This is a genomic window from Nonomuraea glycinis (assembly GCF_014646515.1).
Lineage (GTDB): Bacteria > Actinomycetota > Actinomycetes > Streptosporangiales > Streptosporangiaceae > Nonomuraea > Nonomuraea glycinis.
The window spans coordinates 15695-36355 of the sequence record NZ_BMNK01000023.1 but is presented as its reverse complement, the minus strand read 5'-3'; the positions used below and the strand labels follow the sequence as shown (position 1 = coordinate 36355).

The 20661-nt window shown below is 69.8% G+C and carries 23 protein-coding genes; 12 read left to right on the top strand and 11 right to left on the bottom strand.

Annotated features, from left to right (window positions below; all coding sequences use genetic code 11):
• Positions 1-160: 160 nt before the first annotated feature.
• Positions 161-991: an undecaprenyl-diphosphate phosphatase gene (locus IEY87_RS41250; protein ID WP_225278171.1), complete on the bottom strand. Its 831-nt coding sequence runs from the start codon at positions 989-991 to the stop codon at positions 161-163.
• A gap of 159 nt (positions 992-1150) precedes the next feature.
• On the bottom strand, positions 1151-1957 hold the full coding sequence (locus IEY87_RS41245) for an NmrA family NAD(P)-binding protein (protein ID WP_189144330.1): 807 nt from the start codon (positions 1955-1957) through the stop codon (positions 1151-1153).
• Positions 1958-2033: 76 nt separating this feature from the next.
• Here IEY87_RS41245 and IEY87_RS41240 point away from each other — a divergent pair, with 76 nt between their 5' ends.
• The 4 genes from IEY87_RS41240 (at position 2034) to lipB (ending at position 4361) form a co-directional block, all read left to right on the top strand.
• A complete protein-coding gene (locus IEY87_RS41240) occupies positions 2034-2954 on the top strand; it encodes an AraC family transcriptional regulator (protein WP_189144329.1) in 921 nt (306 codons plus the stop codon).
• The gene (locus tag IEY87_RS41235; protein ID WP_189144328.1) at positions 2951-3457 is read left to right on the top strand and encodes an HAD domain-containing protein; all 507 of its coding nucleotides are present in this window, start codon (positions 2951-2953) and stop codon (positions 3455-3457) included. The genes IEY87_RS41240 and IEY87_RS41235 overlap by 4 nt, the downstream gene beginning before the upstream one ends.
• Before the next feature lie 66 nt (positions 3458-3523).
• Positions 3524-3706, top strand: a complete 183-nt coding sequence (locus tag IEY87_RS41230; protein WP_189144327.1) for a PspC domain-containing protein — start codon at positions 3524-3526, stop codon at positions 3704-3706.
• A gap of 19 nt (positions 3707-3725) precedes the next feature.
• Positions 3726-4361, top strand: coding sequence for a lipoyl(octanoyl) transferase LipB (gene lipB, locus IEY87_RS41225; protein ID WP_189144326.1), 636 nt, complete (start codon positions 3726-3728; stop codon positions 4359-4361).
• A gap of 43 nt (positions 4362-4404) precedes the next feature.
• Here lipB and IEY87_RS41220 read toward each other — a convergent pair whose 3' ends face one another.
• The 3 genes from IEY87_RS41220 to IEY87_RS41210 form a co-directional block, all read right to left on the bottom strand.
• Positions 4405-5928: an amino acid permease gene (locus IEY87_RS41220; protein WP_189144325.1), complete on the bottom strand. Its 1524-nt coding sequence runs from the start codon at positions 5926-5928 to the stop codon at positions 4405-4407.
• 76 nt (positions 5929-6004) lie between these two features.
• Positions 6005-6616 (bottom strand): Pr6Pr family membrane protein, encoded by a 612-nt coding sequence (locus IEY87_RS41215; RefSeq protein WP_189144324.1) that lies wholly within the window; start codon positions 6614-6616, stop codon positions 6005-6007.
• Positions 6617-6625: 9 nt separating this feature from the next.
• Entirely contained in the window at positions 6626-6976 is a 351-nt protein-coding gene (locus IEY87_RS41210; RefSeq protein ID WP_225278172.1) for a ribosomal maturation YjgA family protein, read from the bottom strand.
• Between the two features lie 28 nt (positions 6977-7004).
• Here IEY87_RS41210 and IEY87_RS41205 point away from each other — a divergent pair, with 28 nt between their 5' ends.
• From IEY87_RS41205 to IEY87_RS41180, 6 genes are all read left to right on the top strand, one after another.
• A complete protein-coding gene (locus tag IEY87_RS41205; protein ID WP_189144322.1) occupies positions 7005-8633 on the top strand; it encodes an ABC-F family ATP-binding cassette domain-containing protein in 1629 nt (542 codons plus the stop codon).
• Positions 8634-8749: 116 nt separating this feature from the next.
• Entirely contained in the window at positions 8750-10558 is a 1809-nt protein-coding gene (locus IEY87_RS41200) for an ABC transporter substrate-binding protein (protein WP_189144321.1), read from the top strand.
• Positions 10555-11586 carry an ABC transporter permease gene (locus tag IEY87_RS41195; protein WP_189144320.1) on the top strand — a complete coding sequence of 344 codons (1032 nt, stop codon included), beginning with the start codon at positions 10555-10557 and terminating at the stop codon, positions 11584-11586. The genes IEY87_RS41200 and IEY87_RS41195 overlap by 4 nt, the downstream gene beginning before the upstream one ends.
• Complete coding sequence (locus tag IEY87_RS41190) at positions 11583-12464, top strand: ABC transporter permease (protein WP_189144319.1); 882 nt, start codon at positions 11583-11585, stop codon at positions 12462-12464. Before IEY87_RS41195 ends, IEY87_RS41190 begins: the two co-directional genes overlap by 4 nt.
• A complete protein-coding gene (locus tag IEY87_RS41185) occupies positions 12461-13435 on the top strand; it encodes an ABC transporter ATP-binding protein (protein WP_189144318.1) in 975 nt (324 codons plus the stop codon). The genes IEY87_RS41190 and IEY87_RS41185 overlap by 4 nt, the downstream gene beginning before the upstream one ends.
• Positions 13432-14442, top strand: a complete 1011-nt coding sequence (locus IEY87_RS41180; RefSeq protein ID WP_189144317.1) for an ABC transporter ATP-binding protein — start codon at positions 13432-13434, stop codon at positions 14440-14442. The genes IEY87_RS41185 and IEY87_RS41180 overlap by 4 nt, the downstream gene beginning before the upstream one ends.
• On the opposite strand, the gene IEY87_RS41175 is transcribed toward IEY87_RS41180, so the two are convergent.
• A complete protein-coding gene (locus IEY87_RS41175; RefSeq protein ID WP_189144316.1) occupies positions 14421-15257 on the bottom strand; it encodes an NAD(P)H-binding protein in 837 nt (278 codons plus the stop codon). The two genes, IEY87_RS41180 and IEY87_RS41175, sit on opposite strands and share 22 nt — an antisense overlap.
• Positions 15258-15394: 137 nt before the next feature.
• On the opposite strand from IEY87_RS41175, the gene IEY87_RS41170 reads away from it, so the two are divergent.
• Positions 15395-16237, top strand: coding sequence for a hypothetical protein (locus IEY87_RS41170; protein WP_189144315.1), 843 nt, complete (start codon positions 15395-15397; stop codon positions 16235-16237).
• Positions 16238-16283: 46 nt separating this feature from the next.
• Here IEY87_RS41170 and IEY87_RS41165 read toward each other — a convergent pair whose 3' ends face one another.
• Together IEY87_RS41165 and IEY87_RS41160 are read right to left on the bottom strand one after the other, a co-directional pair.
• On the bottom strand, positions 16284-16925 hold the full coding sequence (locus tag IEY87_RS41165; protein WP_189144314.1) for a maleylpyruvate isomerase N-terminal domain-containing protein: 642 nt from the start codon (positions 16923-16925) through the stop codon (positions 16284-16286).
• 42 nt (positions 16926-16967) lie between these two features.
• On the bottom strand, positions 16968-17702 hold the full coding sequence (locus IEY87_RS41160; RefSeq protein ID WP_189144313.1) for a nucleotidyltransferase domain-containing protein: 735 nt from the start codon (positions 17700-17702) through the stop codon (positions 16968-16970).
• Between the two features lie 47 nt (positions 17703-17749).
• On the opposite strand from IEY87_RS41160, the gene IEY87_RS41155 reads away from it, so the two are divergent.
• The gene (locus IEY87_RS41155; protein ID WP_189144312.1) at positions 17750-18556 is read left to right on the top strand and encodes an SDR family oxidoreductase; all 807 of its coding nucleotides are present in this window, start codon (positions 17750-17752) and stop codon (positions 18554-18556) included.
• A 30-nt stretch (positions 18557-18586) separates the two neighbouring features.
• On the opposite strand, the gene IEY87_RS41150 is transcribed toward IEY87_RS41155, so the two are convergent.
• The 3 genes from IEY87_RS41150 to IEY87_RS41140 are packed head-to-tail and all read right to left on the bottom strand — an operon-like array spanning position 18587 to position 20652.
• Complete coding sequence (locus IEY87_RS41150; RefSeq protein ID WP_189144311.1) at positions 18587-19525, bottom strand: ribose-phosphate diphosphokinase; 939 nt, start codon at positions 19523-19525, stop codon at positions 18587-18589.
• An 18-nt stretch (positions 19526-19543) separates the two neighbouring features.
• Positions 19544-20014, bottom strand: coding sequence for a GNAT family N-acetyltransferase (locus IEY87_RS41145; protein ID WP_189144310.1), 471 nt, complete (start codon positions 20012-20014; stop codon positions 19544-19546).
• Entirely contained in the window at positions 20011-20652 is a 642-nt protein-coding gene (locus IEY87_RS41140; protein WP_225278174.1) for an HAD family hydrolase, read from the bottom strand. Before IEY87_RS41140 ends, IEY87_RS41145 begins: the two co-directional genes overlap by 4 nt.
• Positions 20653-20661 lie beyond the last annotated feature (9 nt).

The window sequence follows — 20661 nt, the reverse complement described above, 5'->3', positions numbered from 1 at the left end:
CGGGCTGCTGTCCTCCGCCCAGTACACCGGGATCGTGGTCGCCGGCCTCATGGGCGGGCTGGCCTTCGGCGGGTGGGGGCGGGTGGGCGTGATCGTGCTCGCCACCGGGATCGGCGTGGTGGCGGTGCTGTTCACCCTGGTCACCTACCGGTCGGAGGTGTCAGGCCTGGGCGGGGATCCAGCCGAGGGTCACGGCCAGGATGACGAACAGCCCCAGAAGGACGCGGTAGATCACGAAGCCGGTGAAGCGGTGACTGCTGATGTAGCGCAGGAACCACGCCACCGCCGCGTAGCCGACGACGAAGGAGATCACCGTGGCCAGGATCGTCGGTCCCCAGGCGGGCGCCGCTTTTCCGCCGATCTCGGTGAGCTCCAGGAACCCCGAGGCCAGCACGGCCGGGATGGCCAGCAGGAAGGAGTACTTGGCCGCGTCCTCGCGCCGGTAGTCCAGCAGCAGGCCGGCGGTGATGGTGCCGCCCGAGCGCGAGACGCCCGGGATGAGGGCGAGTGACTGGGCGAAGCCGTACACCAGGGCGTGCGGCAGGCTCAGGTGCTTGACCAGCGTGAGCTTGTTGCGGGCGGTGTGGTCGGCGAACCAGAGGATGAGCCCGAAGACGATCAGCGTGGTCCCCACCAGGCGCAGGTCCCGGAAGGGTGACTCGATCTGGTCCTTCAGCACCAAGCCGAGCACCCCGATGGGAATGCTGCCGACGATGACGTACCAGCCCATCCGCGCGGCGTGCAGGGAGCGCAGGGCGGGGGTGTAAAGGGAGCGGGTCCAGGTGGAGACGATCTCCCAGATCTCCCGCCTGAAGTAGATCAGGACGGCCGTCTCGGTGCCGAGCTGGATGACGGCGGTGAAGGCGGCGCCCGGATCCTCCCAGCCGAGGAATGCCGAGACCACGCGGATGTGGGCGCTTGAAGAGATCGGCAGGAACTCCGTGAGCCCCTGCAGCAGCCCCAGCACCACCGCTTCCATCCAGCCGATCACGTGCGTACCTTCCCAGGAACCAGCGGAGTGAACGAGGTGAGGCTAGCGGAAGCTGAGCCTCCTGGTGACCCGCCTGCGAGCCGTCACTGGGCAGGTCAGGGGATGTTCACCCGTTAGATCATGAAAATTCATCTCATGAGGATCGTGGCCATCCGGGGGCTACGACCACGCGGCGGCGTTGGCCCGGGCGTAGTCGGCGAAGTCCCGCGCCGGCCTGCCCAGGGCCCGCTGGACGCCGTCGGCCGCGTAGGCGTTGCGGCCGTCGAGCACCTCGGCGAACAGCGTGGTCAGCATGTCGATGTCCGCCTCGGGCAGCCCGAGCTCGGCCGCCCCCGCGGCGTACTCCTCGATGCTGAGCGGAACGTAGACGATCTCCCGGCCGGTCGCTTCGGACAGCTCGGCCGCCACCTCGGCGAACGTCAGCAGCCTCGGGCCGGTGAGCTCGTAGATCCGGCCGGTGTGGCCGTCCTCGGTGAGTGCGGCCACCGCCACGTCGGCGATGTCGTCCACGTCGACGAACGGCTCGGCCACGTCCCGGGCCGGCAGCGCGATGACCCCCTCCCGGACCGGGTCGAGGAGATAGCCCTCGGTGAAGTTCTGCATGAACCAGGAGCAGGTGACGACCGTCCACTCCACGCCGGACTCCCGCACGACCCGCTCGGCGGCCTGCGCCTGCGCCTCGTTCCTGCCGGAGAGCAGGACCAGCCGGCGGACACCCGCGGCCACGGCCTGCTCGGTGAAGGCCCGGATGTCGTCGAGCGCGCCGTCGACCACGATGTCGGGATAGTAGGAGATATAGACGGACTGTACGTCGCGGAGTGCGGCCGCCCAGGTGGCCCGGTCCTTCCAGTCGAAGGACGGGGTGCCCGAGCGAGAGCCGGCCCGGACGGGCAGGCCGAGAGCGGTCAGTCTGTCCACGATGCGGCGGCCGGTCTTGCCGGTGGCGCCCACTACCAGGATGGTCATGCCTCCATTAAGCGGCCGCTGCCCTGAGACGATCCATGGTTGAGAAGCGCAAAGGCATATGCGATCGTCTAAAGGCATGGACCACTTGGCGGCGTTACTGGACGGGCCGCGAGCCCGTGGCGCGTTCCTCCTCCGCATCCTCCTCGATCCGCCCTGGTCGCTGAGCATCCAGGACGAGGCCCCGCTCACCGCGATGACCCTGGTGCGCGGCTCGGCCTGGATCGTCCGGCAGAACGGCGACGAGGTGTCCCTGAGCCCCGGCGAGGTGGCCATCATTCGCGGGCCGGAGCCGTACAAGGTGGCGGATCACCCCGCCACCCCGCCGCAGGTGATCATCCACCCCGACCAGCACTGCACCACCCTGGACGGGCGGTCTCTCTATGAGGAGATGAGCCTGGGGGTGCGCACCTGGGGCAACGCTCCCGACGGTGGCACGATACTGATCACCGGCGTCTACCAGATGGAAGGGGAGATCAGCAAGCGGCTGCTGGGGGCGCTGCCGCCGCTGCTGGTGCAGCCCGGCGGGACGCCCGCCGAGCTGCTCGGCGCCGAGGTGGTCAAGGACGAGCCGGGCCAGGAGGCGGTGCTGGACCGGCTGCTCGACCTGCTGCTCATCTCGACGCTGCGCTCGTGGTTCGCCACCCACGAGGCGCCCGCCTGGTATCGGGCGCGCAGCGATCCCGTCGTGGGCAAGGCCATGCGGCTCATGCACAACAACCCCGCCCACCCGTGGACCGTCGCCTCGCTCGCCGCCCAGGTCGGGGTCTCGCGTGCGTCGCTGGCCCGGCGGTTCACCGAGCTGGTGGGGGAGCCGCCGATGGCCTTCCTGACCGACTGGCGACTTGCCCTGGCCGCCGACCTTCTGCGCGAACCGGACGAGACGATAGGCTCGGTCGCCAGGAAGGTCGGCTACGGCAGCCCGTTCGCGCTGAGCGCCGCCTTCAAGCGCGTGCGCGGTGTGAGCCCGCACAAACACCGGGTCGGAGCGGTGCGGTGAAACCCCTGGTGCTACTGGACGTCGACGGGGTGCTCAACCCCACTGGCCACCCCACCCCGGACTTCAGGCGCTACCAGTGCACCGTGGACGGCCACGCCTACACCGTGCACCTCAACCCCCGGCACGGGCCCCGGCTGATGGAGCTCGCCCTGCGCACCGGGGCCGAGCTGGTCTGGGCGACCACCTGGGAGGAGCACGCCAACGAGTGGATCGCGCCCCGGCTCGGCCTGCCGAGCCTGCCGGTGGTCGCCCTGGGGCGGGACCGGGGCAGCGAGCACGGCGAGATGTTCAAGACCCGCTATGTGGCCGACCACGTGGGCCGCAGGCCGTTCGTGTGGTTCGACGACCAGGTCTACCAAGAGGACGATGACTATCTCAGGGCCCATCAGGGTTTGACGGACTTCCTGCTCGTTCACGTACCGGCCGCACGGGGGCTGACCAGCGAACATCTGGCGCGGGCGAGTGAGTGGCTGACCCTTACAGGGTTTTCTCAGGGCTTCTAGCGGGATACCGGCTGTGAGGTCGTCCGTTGGACAGGTAGAAGGCAGCAACCACACGGAGGAAACGATATGTACCGCTCACGGAAGCACAGGATGCTCGCCGGCGTCTGCGGCGGGATCGCCGACAAGACGGGCATGCCGCCGACCCTCGTCCGCATCCTCTGGCTGATCCTCTCGCTCTTCCCCGGTCCGATGTGGGTCGTGTACGCCGTCATGTGGATCCTCGTCCCCGAGGAGCCGCAGAAATACTGAGCGGTTTATCCTCTTAGTCATGAGGGCAAGGCCGCTGACACTCATCCAGGACGAGCTCGTCGACTACGACAAGGCGATGGAGCGCATGGCCGACCTCGTCGGCGAGCGCCAGCGCGACGAGCGGCCGGACACGCTCTGGCTGCTCAGCCATCCGTCGGTCTACACGGTGGGCCGCCGCACGCCGATGGAGCACCTGCCCGATCCGTCGCGCGGCATCCCGGTGATCGAGACCGGCCGTGGTGGCCAGCTCACCTACCACGGCCCCGGCCAGCTCGTCGGCTACCTCATCGTCAAACTGGGCGAGGACCAGGGCATCGTCGACTACGTCCGTGAGGTGGAGCTCCGGCTGGTGGCCGCGCTCGGCAAGCTCGGCCTGCCCGCCGAGCGCCGCGACACCCCGCCGGGCTCCGAACTGCTCACCGGCGTCTGGACGACCGGGACCGGCCGCAAGATCATCTCCATCGGCATGCGGCAGAGCCGCGGCGTCACCAGCCACGGCTTCGCCCTCAACGTCGACGGCGAGCTGGAGCCCTGGCACTGGGCGGTCGCCTGCGGCATGCCGGACGTGGACATGACCTCACTCCAGCGCGAGCTGGGCACCACCTCGATGGACGAGGTCCGCACCGCCGTCGCAGCCTCCTTCGAGGCGTCCTGACCTGAGCGGGTACGGCCAGGGGAGCCGTACCCGCCGATGGCTGTCAGTCGTCGTCGACGGTGCGGCGGGGGCCGGTGAACCAGTGTCTGGCCGACAGGACCCACCACAGGGTGATGCCGATGAGCACGACGCCGACCGCGATCGGCGCGTAGTTGACGAAGGTCCAGTCGAAGTCCTCGTTGCCGGGGACGCCGGCGGGGGAGAACGGCATGACGAAGTAGACGCAGACGATGGCGATCTCGATGCAGGCGATCCAGCCCAGCACCTTGTAGCGAGGGCCGAGCGTCCAGGGGCCGGGCTCGAAGCGGTCGCCCATCCGTAGCCGGAGCCAGATGGGGATCAGGAAGGCCAGGTAGAGGCCGATGACCGCGATGGAGACGACGGCGTAGAAGGCGATCGGGGTGGCCAGGCCGGGGGGAGCGTAGAGGGCGGGCAGGGTGATCAGGGCGGCCACCGCGCAGCCCGCGAGGATGGCGTTGACCGGGGTGCGGTTGCGGTCCACCTTGGACCACAGCCGCCAGCCGGGCACCGCGCCGTCGCGGGAGAAGGCGTACGTCATCCGGGACATGGAGGTCACGCAGCTCATGCCGCAGAAGAACTGGCCGATCGTGGAGATGGCGAAGATGGCGGTGGCCAGCGGCGAGGAGAGCGCCGTGGTGAAGATGGCGCCGACGAAGCCGCCCTGGTTGTTGATCTCCTCGACGTTGGTGGCCGCGAACAGGAACGCCAGCAGCAGGATCCAGCCGCCGATCGCCGAGTAGAAGATCGACTGCCACAGGCCCCGGGCGGCGGCCGTGGACGCGCCCTGGGTCTCCTCCGACACGTGCGCGCAGGCGTCGAAGCCGGTGATCGTGTACTGGGTGAGCAGGAAGCCGAGCGGCAGCACGTACAGCCAGAAGGGCAGGCCGCCGTCGCCGTTGCCGAAGCCGGAGTTGTTGATGGTCTCGGTGAAGACGAAGCCGAGCGACTGGTGCTCGGTGGGGGCGAAGATCAGGATGCCGACGATGACCGCCGCACCGGCCACGTGCCACCAGACCGAGACGTTCTGCAGCAGTGAGATGAGCCGGTGGCTGAAGATGTTGATCAGCGCGTGCAGGACGAGCACGATGACGAACAGCAGGAACGCCTGGGAGAGCGTGCCTTCCCAGGCCCCGCTGGTCAGCCGGGACAGGGTGATGTTGAGGAAGGTCGCGCAGCCGTAGTCGACGGAGGCGGTGACCGCGATGAGGCCGATGAGGTTGAGCCAGCCGGTGAACCAGCCGTGGATCGGCTTGCCCATCTTGGCGGCCCACCAGTAGATGCCGCCGGCGGTCGGGTAGGCGGAGACCAGCTCCGACATGCAGAAACCGATGATCAGGATGAACGCCGAGATCAGCGGCCAGCCCCAGGAGATGGCGATGGGGCCGCCGTTGTTCCAGGCCTGTCCGAAGGTGGTGAAGCAGCCGGCGAGGATCGAGATGATGGAGAAGGAGATCGCGAAGTTGGAGAAACCGCTCCAGGTCCTGGCTAATTCCTGCTTGTAGCCGAGCTCGGCGAGCCGCCTGGAATCCTCTTCAGTTGTGCTCATACGACGTACTCCCTGGGGGGCGTGGAGGACGCTCTTTGGTCTACATCTAGACCATTTCGTCCGCGCGAGCAAGGAGTTACGGACGAGTTTCGCCAGGTGCCGATCTGTACGCCCCTGCCAGCCGGTGCAGCCCGAGCAGAAAATAGCCCAGCACCGCGCACGTCACCAGCAGCGCCCCGCCCATCAGCGCGAAGCCGTCCCAGCCGATCCTGTCCACGTTCAGGTACGGATAGACGTACCGTCTGGGCATGCCCTCCGGCAGGAAGGGGGCGCGGAGCAGAACGAAGATCCCGTACGCGAGCGGGAAGGCGATCCAGGCCAGCGGGGCTGCCCAAGGGGCGCGGTGTTCGCGGTCACAGGTGACCCAGTCGGCCAGCGCCATCACCGGGGTCACGTAGTGCAGCAGCAGGTTGCCGAGCTGGGCGGGGGAGCCGCCGAGCAGCGCCAGCGGGTTCTCGCCGCCCTTGGAGACGACGTGGGTGACCCCGGTCAGGAGCAGGGCGACCGTGACCGCGCCCTTGAGGCTCCCGGAGTCCCGCCACCCGAGCAGCCGCCAGGAGAAATAGAGCGCCGCGGCCATGTTGCTCTGCACGGTGAAGTACGCCCACGGATGGCGGATGGACACCATCAGGCAGGTGACGCCCGTGAGGGCGGCCAGCACCGATCCGGCCCTCCACAGCTCGCGCATGCGAGCACCCTACCGGCGGGATCGGGCCTGCCAGATCGTGTGCGCGACCCACGAGGCGGCGGCGCCGACGGCGTACCAGAAGAGGTCGGGCGGGTTGAACGTGCTGCCCAGCAGCGGGCGCAGGACGGCGGGGATGTCGCCGAGCTGGGCGAACTCGATCGCCCAGCTCAGCCCGGCCGAGGTCAGCGCCGCCACCCAGGGGCGGATCGCCGGCCAGGCCAGCACGAGCAGCAGGTAGATCAGGACCGTGTAGAGCGCGTCGCCGGCGTACTTCGCGAACGGGCCGTCCCAGAGCAGCCGGATCCCGAGACCGGCCGCGATGGTGAGGACGGCGGCCAGCGCAACAGGCAAACGGGACATCTCGCTCACCCTAGTAGCATCGGCGAACATGAGCGCGACCATGGTGGTACGGGACCTCGCGGCCGGGCACGGGGAGCGGGTGCTGTTCTCCGGACTGGATCTGGTGGTGAGCCCCGGCGACGTCATCGGGCTCGTCGGAGCCAACGGCGCGGGCAAGTCCACGCTGCTGCGCCTGCTGGCCGGCCTCGACCGGCCCGAGCACGGCTCGATCCAGCTCAGCCCGCCCACGGCCACCGTCGGCCACCTGCCGCAGGAGCCCGACCGCAGGCCGGGTGAGACGGTGGCGGAGTTCCTGGCCCGGCGCACCGGCGTGGCGCAGGCACAGCTCGACCTCGACGCCGCCACGCAGGGGCTGGTCGAGGAGGCGCCGGGGGCCGACGACGTCTACAGCGTGGCGCTGGAGCGATGGCTGTCGCTGGGCGGCGCGGACCTGGAGGAGCGGGCGGCCGCGATCGGGCTGTCGGTCAGCCTGGAGCAGCCGATGACCTCGCTGTCCGGCGGCCAGGCCGCGCGGGCCGGGCTGGCCTCGCTGCTGCTCAGCCGCTATGACCTGTTCCTGCTCGACGAGCCCACCAACGACCTGGACCTCGACGGGCTGGAGCGGCTGGAGGGCTTCGTCAAGGGCCTGCGGGCCGGCACCGTGCTGGTCAGCCACGACCGGGAGTTCCTGGCCAGGACCGTCACCAAGGTGCTGGAGCTGGACCTGGCGCAGCAGCAGATCAGTCTGTACGGCGGCGGCTACCAGGCCTACCTGGACGAGCGGGAGGTGGCCAGGAGGCATGCCAGGGAGCAGTACGAAGAGTACGCCGGCACCCGCGCCCAGTTGGAGACCCGGGCCAGGACCCAGCGGGCGTGGATGGAGAAGGGTGTCAAGAACGCCCGGCGCAAGGCCCCCGACAACGACAAGATCGGCCGCAACGCCCGCGTAGAGACCACGGAGAAGCAGGCGGCCAAGGCCCGTCAGACGGAGAAGATGATCGAGCGGCTGGAGACGGTCGAGGAGCCGCGCAAGGAGTGGGAGCTGCGGATGGAGATCGCCGCCGCGCCCCGATCCGGCGCGGTGACGGCCACGGCGCGCGGCGCGGTGGTCAGGCGGGGCTCGTTCACGCTCGGCCCGGTCGACCTGGAGATCGGCTGGGCGGAGCGGGTGGCGATCACCGGGGCAAACGGCTCGGGCAAGACGACGCTGCTGGCCGCCCTGCTGGGGCGCACGCCGCTCGACGAGGGCCACGCCGCGCTCGGCCCCGGCGTGGTGGTGGGTGAGGTGGACCAGGCCCGCCGGCTGTTCGAGGGCGAGGAGGGGCTGCTCGACGCGTTCGCCCCGCACGTGCCCGACCTGCCGCCGGCCGAGGCGCGGACGCTGCTGGCCAAGTTCGGCCTTAAGGCCGCGCACGTGCTGCGCTCGGCCGCCACCCTCTCGCCCGGCGAGCGCACCCGGGCCGCGCTGGCGTTGCTGCAGGCCAGGGGCGTCAATCTGCTGGTGCTCGACGAGCCGACGAACCATCTGGACCTGCCCGCCATCGAGCAGTTGGAGTCGGCGCTGGCGAACTATCCGGGCACCTTGCTGCTCGTCACGCACGACCGCCGGATGCTCGACGCGGTGCGGGTGGACCGCCGGCTCCGGGTGGATCAGGGCAAGGTGTACGAGAGCCGCTGAAAATTTACACCGCACAAAGATACGAAGATGAAACAATTCTCCGTCACTCGTTGACATGCGGTGTTCCTATGGTGTGCCGTGCTCTACACAGATACCCCCGCCTGAAGTGAGGCATCATGAGGAAATGGCTCGTACGTCTGGCTGCGCTGGGCGTCGCGCTTTTAGTGGCAGGTCAGGGGCAGTTGGCCCTCGCGCAGAGTCCCTCGGCGGGGAAGAAGATCGTCCGGGTCGGGGCGACCCAGGCCGTCGACTCGATGAACCCGTTCCTCGCCGTCCGCCTGGTCTCGACCTCGATCCACCGCTGGATGTACGGCTTCCTCACGGTCCCCGACTCCAAGACGCTCCAGCCCAGTCCCGACCTCGCCGAGTCGTGGACCACGTCCGACGACGGGCTCACCTGGACGTTCAAGATCCGCGAGACCAAGTGGTCCGACGGCCGGCCGGTCACGGCCGAGGACGCCGCGTGGACGTTCAACAAGATCATGACGGACGACGCGGCCAAGACCGCGAACGGCCCGGCCGTCGAGAACTTCGAGACCGTCACGGCCAGCGGCCAGGAGCTGACCATCAAGCTCAAGGCCCCGCAGGCGTCCATGCTGGACAACCCGATCCCGATCATGCCCAAGCATGTCTGGGAGAAGGTCACCAACCTGGCCGACTTCACCGGTGACGAGTACCCGGCCGTGACCAGCGGCCCGTACATCGCGGTGGAGCACCAGAAGGACCAGTTCGTGAAGCTGAAGGCGAACCCCGGCTACTGGCGGGGCGCGCCCAAGATCGACGAGCTGCAGGTCGTCTTCTACGACAACCCGGCCGCCTCGATCATCGGCCTGAAGAACGGCGAGATCGACCTGATCGGCCGGCTCAACCCGCCGGACTTCCAGGCGCTCCAGGGCGACGCGAACATCGTCCAGTGGAACAAGCAGGGCCGCCGCGCCGCCTACCTGCAGATCAACCACGGCGCCACCACCACCGACGACAAGCCCGTCGGCGACGGCCACCCGGCGCTGAAGGACCAGAAGGTGCGCCAGGCGCTGCACTACGCCATCGACAAGCAGAAGCTGGTCGACGAGGTGCAGAACGGCCTGGCCAAGCCGGCCGACGGCTCGATCGTGCCGCCGATGTACACCGACTTCTTCTGGGAGGCGAGCGGCGACACCAAGGTCACCTACGACGTGGCCAAGGCCAACAAGATCCTTGACGACGCCGGCTACAAGAAGGGCGCCGACGGCGTCCGTACGATGCCCGACGGGGGCAAGAAGCTGGAGTTCCGCTTCAGCATCCACACCGACACCCCCATCGAGGACAAGCTGGGCGAGTACCTCGCCGGGTTCTTCAAGGAGATCGGCATCACGCTGACCACCAAGAAGGTCGAACCCAGCAAGTTCTCCGAGGAGACCGGCGTCACCGGTCTGTTCGACATCGCCATCAGCGGCTGGTCGGTCAACCCCGACCCGGAGGAGGTCCTCGCGACGCACCTGTGCAGCCGCAGGCCCACCCCGGCAGGCGAGGGCGGCGGCACCGAGTCCTTCTACTGCGACGACACCTTCGAGAAGCTCTACAAGGAGCAGCTCAAGGAGCTCGACCGGCCCAAGCGCGCCGAGCTCATCAAGCAGATGCAGGAGAGGCTCTACACCGACGCCCCGGTGATCGCCATCTACTACCCGAACGACCTCGAGGGCTACCGCAAGGACCGGATCAAGTCCATCACCTCGATCCCGGAGGCCGACGGCATCCTCTACGGCGGCAGCAGCTTCTGGCCGTTCTACTCCCTGGAGGCCGTGGAGCAGCCCGCGTCCGCGTCGGCCGAGGGCGGCTCCAACACCGGCCTCATCGCCGGCGTGGTCGGCGGCGTGGTGGTCCTCGGCCTGGCCGGATTCTTCCTGATGAGGCGGCGTAAGAGCGTCGCGGACGACCGCGAATGACAGCACCGCTCGAAACGGCTGAGCCCGCCGCCGCCCAGGCGGCGGCGGGCCCTGCCCGGCTCGGCACGCTGCGCTACGCGCTGTCGAAGGCCGGCGGGGCGCTGCTCAGCATCGGCATGGTGATCGTCGGGACGTTCTTCCTGTTCCGGCTGCTGCCCGGCGATCCGGTGCGCAACCTGGCCCAGGGCCGCAACATGACGCCCGAGCAGCTCGACCTGGAGCGGCACCGGCTCGGCCTGGACCTGCCGCTGTTCGACCAGTTCCTGAACTTCATCGGCCAGACGCTCCGGTTCGACCTCGGCGCCTCCTACGAGTACAAGCGGCCGGTCCTCGACCTCATCGGCGATCGGGTCGGCGCGACCCTGCTGCTCGCCGGGACGAGCCTGGTCATCGCGGTCAGCCTGGGCCTGTGGCAGGGCATGCGGGCCGGCTGGCGGCACGGGAGCAGGTTCGACCGGTTCTCCACCGGCACCTCGCTGGTCCTCTGGTCGGTGCCGACGTTCTGGCTCGGCCTGCTGCTGCTCCTGGTGTTCAGCTCCTGGTTCCAGTGGTTCCCGTCGCGGGGCATCCAGGATGTGGACGCCCCCGACGGCTTCGGCTACGTCCTCGACGTGGCCCACCACATGGTGCTGCCCTGCATCGCCATGGTGGGCGTGCTTTACGCCCAATACCTGCTGGTGATGCGCTCGTCGCTGCTGGACGAGGTGGGGCAGGACTACATCACCACCGCGCGCGCCAAGGGCCTGCGTGACGACGAGGTACGCAAGCGCCACGCCGTGCCCAACGCGCTGCTGCCCACGGTGACGCTGGTCTTCATGCGCATCGGCTTCGTCGTCGGCGGCGCGGTCACTGTGGAGGCCGTCTTCAGCTGGCCCGGACTCGGCGAGCTGTTCTACGCGGCGATCAGAGTGCCGGACTTCACCCTCATGCAGGGCACGTTCATGCTGATCGCGGTGTCGGTGATCCTGATGAACACGCTGGCCGACGTGGTTTACCACATCCTCGACCCGCGAGTGAGGTCGGCATGAGCGTCACCTGGACCCGCAGACGCATGGCGTTCGGGCGCTTCTGGGACACCTTCCGCGGTCAGCGCCCCGGCGTGATCGGCCTGGCCATCCTCGTGGTCGCCGTCGCGGCGGCCCTGGCCGCACCGCTGTTCATCGACGAGAGCGTCACCGGCGTGGTGCGCGGCACCGGACCCAAGATGGCGCCGCCGAGCTGGGACTACCCGTTCGGCACCGACGAGTCGGGGCGGTCCATCCTGCTGATGGTCTGGTGGGGGTCACGCACCTCGCTGCTCATCGGCTTCCTCGCCGCACTGGTCAGCATGCTGATCGGCACCGTGCTCGGCATCGCCGCCGGGCACTTCAGAGGCTGGATCGGCGCCGTCATCCTGCGCGTCACCGACTGGTTCCTGGTGCTGCCCTCGCTCATCACGGCGCTGGTGCTGGCGGCCATCCTGGGCGGCAGCACGTACACCATCATCATGGCCATCGGCATCACCACCTGGCCGACGACCGCCCGGCTGATCAGGGCACAGACCCTCGCGGTGGAGGCCAGGCCGTACATCGAACGGTCGAAGGCGCTCGGCGCCGGCCACTGGCACGTCACCACCCGGCACGTGCTGCCGAACGTGGCGCCGCTGCTGCTGGCCAGCACCACGCTGGAGGTCGCCAGCGCCATGGTCACCGAGTCCACGCTGGCCTTCCTCGGCGTGAGCGCGAACAAGACCTCCTGGGGCACCATGCTGCGCGGCTCGTACGACTGGGGCGCGGCCAACAACGGCGCCTGGTGGTACATCCTGATCCCGGGTCTGTGCATCGTCGCGGTCGTGATGGCGTTCACGCTGTTCGGCCGGGCGCTGGAGGCCGTGCTCAACCCGCGACTGCGGAAGGCGGGAGCATGACTCTGCTCGAACTGGACGACGTCTCGGTGACGTACCGGATCGCGGCGGGCGAGGTGCCCGCCGTGCGAGGCGTGTCGCTCTCGCTGGACAGCGGGGCGGCGCTCGGGGTCGCCGGCGAGTCGGGGTCCGGCAAGTCGACGCTGGCCATGGCGCTGCTGCGGCTGCTGCCGCGCGACGCGCGCGTCGGCGGCCGGATCCTGCTCGACGGCGAGGACGTCCTGACCATGAAGTGGGGCCGGCTGCGGGCCGTCCGCTGGGCCGAGGCCTCGATCGTGTTCCAGGGCGCCCAGCACGGGCTCAACGCGGTGCGGCGGATCGGCGACCAGATCGCCGAGCCGATCCTGGTGCACGGCCTGGCCAAGCCCGACGAGGCGGCCAAGCGCGTGGCCGAGCTGCTGGAGCAGGTGGGCCTGCCCGCCTGGCGGGCCCGCAGCTATCCGCACGAGCTGTCCGGCGGGCAGCGCCAGCGCGTGATGATCGCGATGGCGCTGGCCTGCTCGCCCAAGCTCATCATCGCCGACGAGCCGACCACCGCGCTCGACGTGATGGTCCAGGCCCAGGTGCTGACGCTGATCAAGGACCTGGTCGCCGAGCACGGCATCTCGCTGATCATGATCTCGCACGACCTGTCCGTGCTGGCCGACGTCTGCGACCGGCTCGCCGTCATGTACGCCGGACGGCTGGTCGAGCACGGCCCGTCGCTGGAGGTGTTCCACGACGCCAGGCACCCCTACAGCAAGGCGCTGGCGGCGGCCTTCCCCACCGTGGGCGACCCGGTCTCGCGGCTGGCGCCCAAGGGGCTCGGCGGCGATCCGCCCGACCCCATGCACCTGCCGGCCGGGTGCCCGTTCCACCCGCGCTGCCCGGTCGCGCTGGAGGAGTGCTCGACGCTGGACGTCGAACTGTGGCCCGCCGGTGACCGCCGCGCCGCCGCATGCGTACACGTACGGTCGAAAGAGGAGGCGTCATGACCGAGACGACCGAGACGCGGACGGCGGACCCCGTGGCGACGGTGAGCAGCACCCTGCTGGAGGCGCGCGACCTGCACGTCGAGTTCACCTCGCGCGGGCGTCGCGCCCGCGCGGTCGACGGCGTCAACCTCTCGCTCGGCGCGGGCGAGATCGTGGCGCTGGTCGGCGAGTCAGGCTGCGGCAAGACGACGCTGGCGCGCACGCTGCTCGGCCTGGAACGCCCCACCTCAGGCGAGGTCCGGTACGGCGGGCAGCCGCTCAAGTACGGCTCCAAGGCGCTCAAGGCCTACCGCAGGCAGGTGCAGCTCGTCCTCCAGGACCCGACGGGCTCGCTCAACCCCCGCCAGACCGTCTACGAGGCGGTGGCCGAAGGCCCGCGCATCCACCGCATGCCCGATGAGGCTGAGGTGGTCAACTCGGCGCTGGCCAGGGCGGGGCTGCGGCCGCCCGAGCGGTTCCTGCTGCGCTACCCGCACGAGCTGTCCGGCGGTCAGCGGCAGCGCGTGGTGATCGCCGGCGCGCTCGCGCTGAACCCGAAGGTGCTGGTCGCCGACGAGCCGGTGGCCTCACTGGACGCCTCGGTGCGGGGCGAGATCCTGGCCCTGATGCTCAAGCTGCGCGACGACCTCGGCCTGTCCGCCCTGGTCGTCACCCACGACCTGGGCCTGGCCTGGAACATCGCCGACCGGGTGGCGGTCATGTATCTGGGCCGGATCGTCGAGTCGGGGCCCGTGGAGCAGGTGCTCACCGCGCCCCGGCACCCGTACACGCAGGCCCTGCTGTCGGTGCTGCCCGAGTCGCCCGAACGGGTGGTGCTGACCGGTGAGCCGCCGGACCCGACCCGGATCCCGGGCGGCTGCCGCTTCCACGCCCGCTGCCAGATCCTCGCCTCGGGCAAGGCCGCCGAGGCGGGCGTGGACGCCAGATGCAGGGGAGAGCTGCTCGACATCCTGCCCGCCTCCGCCCTGTCCCAGGCGGCCTGCCACTACGCGGACGCCACCGGCTGAAACGCCTCGGCGTGCTCGGCGGCCCACTGGGCGAAGCCGCGCGGTGCCCGGCCGGTGACCTGCTCGACGGTCGGGACCACCGTGTAGCCCTCCTTGGGCGTGTTGCCGAGCGCCTCGAAGAGGAACTCGATGGTCTCCGGGCCCATGCCGGCCATCTGCCACTGGGCCCGCGCCTCTTCCCGGGTGAGCTCCACGAACCGGATCTCCGCGCCGACAGCCGCACCGAGCATGCGCACCTTGTCGCGGGTGGCCACCGCCTCCGGCCCGGTCAGCGTCAGCGACTCGCCGTGGTGACCGCCCTGGACCAGTACCGTGGCGGCCACGGCGGCGATGTCCCGCTCGTGCACCATGGCGCTCAGCCGGTCGCCGAACGGCTCCTTGACGACCCCTTCGGCCCTGACGGAGTAGGTCCACCACTGCAGCGTGTTGGCCATGAACTCGACCGGGTGCAGCAGCGTCCACTCCATGCCGGTGGCGGCCAGCGCCTGCTCCAGCGGCCCGTCGGCCCGCCCGCCGAGCACGGTCACCCGCCGCACGCCGGCCCCCGCCGCCAGCTCAGCGATCCGGTCGCCGTACTGGAGGGGCGCGTAGTCGTCGCCGGCGAAGTTGATGAGGTGCGCGGCGTCGACGCCGTCGAAGGCGGCCGAGAGCGTCTCGGGCCGAGCCAGATCCCCCTCCACGACCTCGACGCCTTCGGGCAGGTCGGCCTTGGCGGGGTTCCTGGTCATGGCACGCACCCGCTGTCCCGCCTGGACAAGCTCCTCGACGATGAGCCGGCCGACGGTCCCGGTGGCTCCGGTGACGAGAATGGTCATGAGAACTCCTTCAAAAGCACGGAACGGAACGTTCTGCTCTTATCCTACCAGAACAGAACGCTTCATTCCGCACAAAATCCCCAAGGAATTTGGTGACTGCTAGTATCCGAACAGATTCACAGAGTAATATCTCGCTCATGGTTACCGCCCTGCACGAGGGGCTTATCGGGATCACTACGCTCGATACCGAAGAGACGGCGCGGATGCTGCGCACGTTGTTCGGACTCCCTCTTACACACACCTCCGACGCGAGGATCATCTCCCCAGACCTGTCAGAATGCAGCCCTTCGGTCTACCGGGCCGACGCCGCGGTGCTCTACGGCGCACGAGGCGAAAAATTCGCGGTCATCACCGAAGTTCAGCTCCAGCCGGACGACGACAAGCATTTGACGTGGCCGGCCTACCTCGCCAACCTGCGTGTACGGGACCGCTGCCAGACCTGCCTGGTAGTCATCTGCCCCGACCGGGCGACCGCCCGCTGGGCTGCGCAGGCCATCGAGACGGGTCATCCCGGGTACACGTTGTACCCGCTGGTGATCGGGCCCGACAACACCCCGGTCATCATGGAGGTCGCCGAGGCGATCGGCAACATCGGGCTGGCCGCCGTCGCGGCCATCACGCACAGCAAGGATCCGCAGATCAAGGCCATCCTCGCCACGCTGGTCGAGGCACTGGACAGCATCGATCCGGAGAAAGCCCACAGGTACGCTGAGTATGTCACCGTGGCGTTGACCGGAGATGCGCAGGAAGAAATGGAGCGTCTTATGGCCACCGATACCTATCTCTACCAGGGAAAGTACGCTCAGAGCCTGATTGCCGAGGGCGAAGCGAAGGGCGTGCTCCTGGTGCTGGAGTCTCGAGGGCTGACCCTGTCGGAGTCCGACCGCGAGCGCATCCTCGGGTGCACCGACACCGCCACGCTGGAGAGATGGTTGCAGCGGGCCGCCTTGGTGGACTCCGTCGACAAGCTTTTCAGCTGAGTCGCCGCCGCCCCGGCGACGGATCTTCGCCGGGGCGTGCCGGACGCTAGAAGGCGCTTATGGTGGCCGGCGCACGCTCGGCGCGGCTCAGGGCGCGGACGACCGCCGTCGCCCCATGACGCTGTACGGCCAGCCGCGCCAGCATCTCCACGACCGGGTCGACGACCTCGGCGGGCAGCTCGGGCGTTCCCACGCCGACGCTGGCGGCCAGGTCGTCGGAGTGCACGACCAGCTCGATCAGCCGGGTGAGCAGGAAGTCGTCCAGCCGCAGCGACCAGCTCGCCCAGGGCAGGTCGACGACCCTGTCCGCGGGCTCGGCGGGCAGCATGGCCCGCAGGTTCGCCAGCAGGTCGTCGGCCGTGGCGACCAGGGTGGCGGGGCCCTCGGCGGCGGCCGCCTCGCCGCCTCGCCTGACGTTCACGTTGCTCTCGTGGTCGAGGCCCGACTGCACCCAGGCGGACCGGGAGAAGTGCTCGATCAGCTCGATCGGCTCCCGAATCTCCTCGGCCGCCGACTCCAGCGCCTGGCGCACCCTGGCGAGCTGCAGCGACAGGTGCCCGGCCAGGCCCGCGACACTGAACTCGGTCAGCGCACTCGGCTTGTTCCAGGCCGCGGCCACGGCGGGATCGCGCAGCAGTGCCACCGCCGACGCCGCGGCGACCAGGTACGACTCCCTGATTTCCCCCATGTGCGACCTTCCCCCAGATTGGGTGATATTTCGCATCAAAGACTAGTGCGGGGCCAGGACACTCCGGATCGTGGTCCTGACGAAGGCCCGAGCCAGCTTCCCCCGCCGGAACCTGCTCAGCACCGGCCCACGCTGCCCGTAGCGCCGGGCCCGGATGTCGGCCACCACGACCTCGGGCGCACCCAGCTCGCCCAGCACGTCCAGCGCCTCCCGCTTGCTGATCAGCCGCCCGTCCCGCAACGTCACCGTCGCCCGCGCGACCGTCACCATGCCCAGATCCACCCACACCTCCCGCAGCCACCGTTTGCGCCCTTCCGTCTTCACCAGCCAGAAGTCACGCAGGTCGGCCCGGACGAAGTCGGCCAGCTCCTGATCCGAGACCGGCGGGATCAGCTCGCCGGGCGGCTCGCCGTACAGCTCCAGGGCGCCCGTCAGCAGCTCGCGGCGGGTCACGGCCGTGACGGGCCGCTCGAACAGCTCCTCCATGGCCCACGTCACATGCGTCGTCCCGTGCTCGGCCAGCTGCCCCAGGGGCAGGTAGGAGCAGTGCAGGTGCGCGGCGAGCGGTGGATCGAGATCCTGGTGCAGCCGCTCGAGCCCGTCCCGCTGCGCGTCCGTGAGCGGCGCGTCGACCACCGCGATCAGATCGAGGTCGCTGCGGCCGGGCTGGTAGTCGCCCTTGGCCAGCGACCCGTGCGCCCACAGCGCCACCAGCGGCACGACCGGCCTGACCTGTGTGAGGAACTGCGTCAACAGGAGCTCAGTGGCGGTGTGCATGACTATCACTATGATCCAGCCCCGGCCCCGAGAAAAGATCGCGCGATATGCGGTTGCCGGATCGCCGCCGTTCCCCGACGATCTCAGACGTGACAGACACCACATCTCGCCCCGTCGCGCTGATCACCGGCGTGGGACGCACCGTCGGCATCGGCGCCGGGATCGCCAGGCGGCTCGCGGCGTCGGGCTGGGACATCGCCTTCACCTACTGGAGCCCGTACGACGAGCGCATGGACTGGGGCGTCGAGGCCGGGGCGAGTGAGGCGATCGACGCGGCGCTGCGCGGCGACGGCGCGGCCACCGTGGCGATCGAGGCGGACCTGGCCGACGTGTCCGTCCCCGCGCAGGTCTTCGACCAGGCGGAGCGGGCGCTGGGCCAGGTCACCGCCCTGGTGATGTGCCACTGCGAGTCCGTCGCCTCCGGCCTGCTGGACACCACCGTGGCGAGCTTCGACCGGCACTTCGCGGTGAACGCGCGGGCCAGCTGGCTGCTGATCCGCGAGTACGGGCTGCGGTTCCGGGGCACGCCGGGCACCGGCCGGATCATCGCCCTCACCAGCGATCACACGGTCGGCAACCTGCCCTACGGCGCCAGCAAGGGCGCGCTGGACCGCATCACCCTGGCCGCCGCGCACGAGCTCGCCCACCTCCGGATCACCGCCAACGTCATCAATCCCGGCCCGGTGGACACCGGCTGGATGTCGGACGAGGTGCGGGAGACCTGCCTGCGCCAGACACCGCTCGACCGCCTCGGCACGCCGCGCGACACCGCGCACCTCGTCGACTTCCTCTGCTCGCCGCAGGGCCAGTGGATCAACGGCCAGCTGCTCATGAGCAACGGCGGTTCCGCCTAGGGGGCCGCTCATGAGCAACGGCGGCCCCGCCTAGGGGGTGGCGAACAGCGCGCTCACCGACTCGCCGTAGTGGATCCGCCGCATGGCCTCCGCCAGGGCCGGGGCGATCGACAGGACCGTGAGCTTGTCGCTCGGCTTGGGCGACGGCACCGTGTTGGTGCAGACGATCTCCTCGACCTCCGGCAGCGCGCCGAGCCGCTCCACCGCGCCGTCGGCGAACAGGCCGTGCGTGCAGGCGATCCGCACCGAGCGCACCCCCAGCTCGCGCAGCCGGTCCAGCAGCTCGATGACCGTGCTGCCCTTGGCGATCTCGTCGTCCAGGATGATCACGTCCTTGCCCGCGACGTCGCCGATCACCGAGCTGATCACCACCCGGTCGTCGGCGAAGCGCTGCTTGGCCCCCATCGCGACCCCGGTGCCGAGCAGCCGGGCGAAGTGCGCGGCCTCCTTGGCGTTGCCGAGGTCGGGGGAGACCACGACCGTGTTCGACAGGTCGTAGCGGTTGAAGTGCGCGGCGAGTTCGCGCAGCGCGTGCAGGTGGTCGACGGGGACGCTGAAGAAGCCGTGCACCTGCGGCGAGTGCAGCGTCATCGCCAGCACCCTGCTGGCGCCCGCCGCCACCATCAGGTCGGCCACCAGTCGCCCGCCGATCGAGATGCGTGGCGCGTCCTTCTTGTCCGAACGGGCGTAGGCATAGTGCGGCAGCACCACGGTGGTCCTGGCCGCCGAGGCTCCCCGGGCGGCGTCGAGCATGAGCAGCAGCTCGACCAGGTTCTCCTGGGTGGGTGGCACGAGGGGCTGGATGAGGAAGACGTCACGCTCGCGGCAGTTGGCCTGGAGCTGGACCTCGATGACGTCGTTGGCGAAGCGGTCGACTTTGACGGGATGAAGGGGAGTGCCCAGGTGAGCGCAGATCTCCTCGGCCAGACCGGGATGGGCGCTGCCACTGAAAACCGTGATGTCTCGCACGGTTCACCAACAATAGCCTCAGCGGCTGAGGTAGTGGTGGAGCAGGGCGGGTTCACCGGCGGAGTTCAGCCACCGGGCCCGGGTGCTGGCGAACCTGCGCCAGCCGTGCCGCTCGTAGAAGGCGATGGCGGCCGTGGCCTCGTCCGACACCTCCAGGGCCAGTGGGCCGCCGGCGGCGACCCGTACCTCGTCGAGCAGGCGGGCGGCGAGCCCGCCACGGCGGGCCGGCGGGGTGACGAACAGGCGGGTCACGGCCCCGCCCAGGGGGATCCCGAGTGACTGCGCCGGCTCCGGCCCGGTCCTGGCCAGCCCCACGTGCCCGGTCACGGCGCCGTCCGCCACGGCCACCCAGGCGGCGGCGAGGTCGTTCGGGGTCAGCCAGCCCCGGGGGTCGTCCGGCCAGTCCACCGGATAGCGGTCAGCGGCCTGTACGTCGGCGAGAGCCTTGACGCAGGCGTTCAGGTCGGCGTCGGTTCTGGGGCGGATCATCGTTCGAGGAGCTCGGGGGTGAGTGAGGTGAGGTCGGGGACGACCTGCCAGGCCAGGGCGAGGGCGTCGGGGGCGGGCGGGTAGCGGGGGTGGGGGACGGCGATGACGCGCATGCCGGCCGCGTCGGCCGAGCGCAGGCCGTTGCTGGAGTCCTCCACGGCGACGCAGCCCTCGGGGGCGACGCCGAGCCGCCGGGCCGCCTCCAGGTAGCCGTCGGGTGCGGGCTTGCCGCGCGCGACCTCCTCGGTGGAGACCGTGGCGGTGAAGCACGCGCGCAACTCGCTCGCGTCGAGTGCCACGTCTATCAGCGCCCGGGGCGACGAGCTGGCCAGGCCCAGGGTGAATCGGCCGGCGAGCCGGCGCACCGTCTCGGGGGCGCCTTTCATGAGCGGCACACCCTCCCGGTAGTGGGCCGTCATCTGGTCGATCACGCCGCGGGCGATCTCGTCGGGAGGCAGCTCGACGCCGAGCTCGTGCAGGTACGCGGCCCACTCGCCGGTGCTCATGCCCATGAGCCGCGACTGCGTGTCGGGCTGCCAGGTGCCGCCGTGGGCGGCGACGAAGGCGCGCCGCACCTCTTCCCACACCGGCTCGGAGTCGACGAGCACCCCGTCGAGGTCGAACACACAGGCTTCCACGCCGAACCC